Origin of the sequence: Streptomyces sp. NPDC089915 (genome assembly GCF_040684675.1) — a bacterium.
In the GTDB taxonomy this organism is placed as follows: domain Bacteria; phylum Actinomycetota; class Actinomycetes; order Streptomycetales; family Streptomycetaceae; genus Streptomyces.
Map to the genome: position 1 here is coordinate 1 of NZ_JBFBGN010000273.1, position 3,152 is coordinate 3,152.

General features: G+C 77.1%; 2 protein-coding genes. One reads left to right on the top strand and one right to left on the bottom strand.

Features of this window, described 5'->3' with window-relative positions; translation table 11 throughout:
- A partial coding sequence (locus AB0O29_RS34705; protein ID WP_365160082.1) for a PP2C family protein-serine/threonine phosphatase occupies nt 1–892 on the top strand: 892 nt, incomplete at its 5' end.
- Between the two features lie 4 nt (nt 893–896).
- Here AB0O29_RS34705 and AB0O29_RS34710 read toward each other — a convergent pair.
- Nucleotides 897–3,002: a SpoIIE family protein phosphatase gene (locus AB0O29_RS34710; protein ID WP_365160085.1), complete on the bottom strand. Its 2,106-nt coding sequence runs from the start codon at nt 3,000–3,002 to the stop codon at nt 897–899.
- Nucleotides 3,003–3,152: the final 150 nt, after the last annotated feature.

Here is a 3,152-nt window from a genome sequence, read left to right on the forward strand (position 1 = left end):
CGGCGCCCCGGTGCACGGGCTGTCCGCGGCGCTGACCCGGCACGGCACCTCGTACGGCACCCTCCTCGCGGTGCGCACGGGTGCCGCCTTCACCGATCAGGAGGCCGCCGCCCTGCACTTCGCGGCGCGGCTCGCGGCCGTGCACATCGGCCACGCCCGCCGGCTGGCCGCCACCGAGCGGGTCGCGCTCAACCTCCAGCGGGCCCTCGTCTCCGACCCCGGCCGCCCCCACCCGAACCTGCTGGTCGCCGGCCGCTACCTGCCCGTCGGGCCGAGCGCCCTGGTCGGCGGCGACTGGTTCGAGACGGTCCGGCTGCACTTCGGCCGGACCCTGCTGGTGGTCGGCGACGTGATGGGCCACGGCCTGGACGCCGCCGTGGACATGAACGCCTACCGCTCCACCCTGCGCGAGGTCGCCGCGACCGAGCTGGCCCCGCACCGGGTGCTGCGCCAGCTCGACGCCCTGGTCGCCGGGGACGCGGCGCGCCGCCCCGCCACCTGCCTGCTCGTCCGCGTCGACCCGGCGCGCGGCACCGCCCTCTTCGCCAGCGCCGGGCACCTGCCGCCCGCCGTGTTCGCGGCCGACGGCGCCGGCCGGCTGCTGGACGTCCCGGTCGGCCCGCCGCTCGGTACGGGGCTGGGCGGGTACGAGTCCGCCGCGCACCCCTTCACCGACGAGGAGGTCCTCGTCCTCTACACCGACGGGCTCGTCGAGCGGCGCGGGGAGGACATCGACGCCTCCCTGGCCCGGCTGACGGCGCTGCGGCTGCCGCCCGGGGCGAGCGCGGGGGAGGCCGTGGACGCGGTCGTGGCCGGCCTCGACGCCCGCCACGCCGAGGACGACGTCGCCGTCCTGGCGGCCCGCGTCCGCTCCCGGCCCGCGCATCCGTGAGGGGTCAGGCGTGGGCGCGGGCGATGAGGAGGGCGACGTCGTCGTGGGTGTCGGGGCGGCGCAGGGCGGACAGCAGGAGGTCGCAGGTCTCCTCGATGGGGCGGTGCGGGCCCGCGAGCAGGTCGGTCAGGGTCAGCAGCCGGGTGTCGATGTCCTGGTCGCGGGTCTCCACCAGCCCGTCCGTGTAGAGGACCAGCTCGTCGCCCTCGCCGAGGGTGAAGGCGCTGGTGTGGAAGGGGACGCCGCCGACCCCCAGGGGCACGGCCGTCGTCAGCTGGAGCAGCCGCGGGTGGCGGCCGCCGCGCAGGTGCACGGGCGGCAGGTGGCCGGCCGTGGCGATGTGGCACAGCCGCGAGTGCGGGTCGTAGACGGCGTACACGCAGGTGGCCATGGCCTCGCCGAGGTCGGCGGTGGCCGCGTCGAGGTGGGTCAGGACCGTCGCCGGGTCGAGGCCGAGGCGGCCCAGCGCCCGGGCGGTGGCGCGCAGCTGTCCCATCGTCGCGGCGGCGTTGATGCCGCTGCCCATCACGTCGCCGACGACGAGCGCGGTGCGGTCGCCGGTGAGGGGGATGACGTCGAACCAGTCGCCGCCGGTCTCGTCGGCCGCGCCGGCCGGCTGGTACCGGTAGGCGATGTCCAGTCCGGGGGCCGCGGGCGGGTGCTGCGGCAGCAGGTGGCGCTGGAGGGCGAGGGCGGCGTGGCGCTGGCGCTGGTACCAGCGGGCGTTGTCGATGGACACGGCGGCGTGGGCGGCGAGTTCGGAGGCGAGCAGGACGTCGTCCGGGCCGAACGGCACGGGGTTGCGGGCGCGTTTGAGGTCGAGGGTGCCGAGCACCTGGCTGCGGGCGATCAGCGGGACCGCGAGGTACGAGTGGACCCCCGCCTCGCCCAGCAGCCGGGCGGCCTCCTCGTCGCGGGCGATGCGCGGCAGGTCCTCCGGGGTGACGTGCGGGACGAGGACGGGCCGGGCGGTTCCGGCGCAGCGGGCCACCAGCCGGTCGGCGCGGTAGAGGGCCACGTCCCCCACGGGGTCGGCCGCGTCCTCGGCGGGGGTGCGGTAGCCGGCCTTCACCGCCAGCGCCCGGAACCGTACGGCCCGCTCGACCGGTCCGTCGCCGGGGCGGCCGCCCGTGAGCACGGTGTCGAGCACGTCGACGGCGGCGATGTCGGCGATCTCCGGCACGGCGACGTCGGCCAGCTCCCGGGCGGTGATGTCCAGGTCGAGGGTGGTGCCGATGCGCACCGAGGCGTCCGCGATCAGCGACAGGCGGCGCCGGGCGTGGGCGGCGGAGACGGCGGCCCGGTGCTGTTCGGTCACGTCCACCACCGACACGGCGACGCCGATCACCCGGGAGGACTGGTCCTCCAGCCGGTAGATCGACACCAGCCAGGCGCGCTCGCCGGACTCCTCGGAGATCAGGCCGGTGGTGAAGTTGTCGAGGACGGGGACGCCGGTCTCCATGACCTCGCGCATCCGGGCCTCGAAGGCCGGGGCGTCGAGGAAGGGGAGGATGTCGGCGATCCGCTGCCCGAGGTGGCGTTCGGACGGCACCCCGTTGATCCGCTCCAGGGCCGGGTTGACCAGCACGTACCGCAGGTCGGCGTCGAGGACGGCCAGGCCGATGGGGGACTGGTCGACCATCCGCAGGGAGAGGGCGAGATCGCGTTCGACGCGGCGCAGGGTGGCCTGCTCGGAGGCGAGCCCGAGGGCGTAGGTGCCGCCGTGGTCGGCCTGGAGCCGCATGTTGCGGAACTCGACGAGGACGGTGTGGCCGTCGCGGTGGCGTACGGGGAAGGACCCGGCCCAGGCGCCCTCGCCCGCCATGACCCGGGCGAACAGGCCGAGGACCTCGTCCCGGTTCCGCTCCTCCACCAGCAGCGTGGCCGCGTACCGGCCCAGGGCCTCCTCAGCCGGATAGCCGAAGAGGGCGGCCGCCTGCGGGCTCCACAGGCGGATCCGGCCCTCGGAGTCCAGCACCACCGCGGCCACCCCGAGGACGTCGAGGAGGCCGCCGGCCGAGGGGGATCCGGCGGGCGCGGGCGGGGCGGGGGGAGCAGGGGGATCCTGCCCGGGGCCGTCGGCCGGCGGGGCGGGCTGCTCATCGGCCATCACCGGCCTCCTCACCCGGACGGAGCTCCTTCCATGCTGATGCCCAGGTTCGGGCCCGGCGACCCGGCGGGGGCCATCGGGAGGGGCCGGGGGGGGGCGCGGGGCGGGGGGGCGCCGGCCGGCCCGGCCGGGGGGGGGCGGGGGGGGGCC

Excerpts from the sequence above, each read along its gene's own strand:
- AB0O29_RS34710 (WP_365160085.1), bottom strand. The coding sequence starts at position 3,002 with ATGGCCGATGAGCAGCCCGCCCCGCCGGCCGACGGCCCCGGGCAGGAT.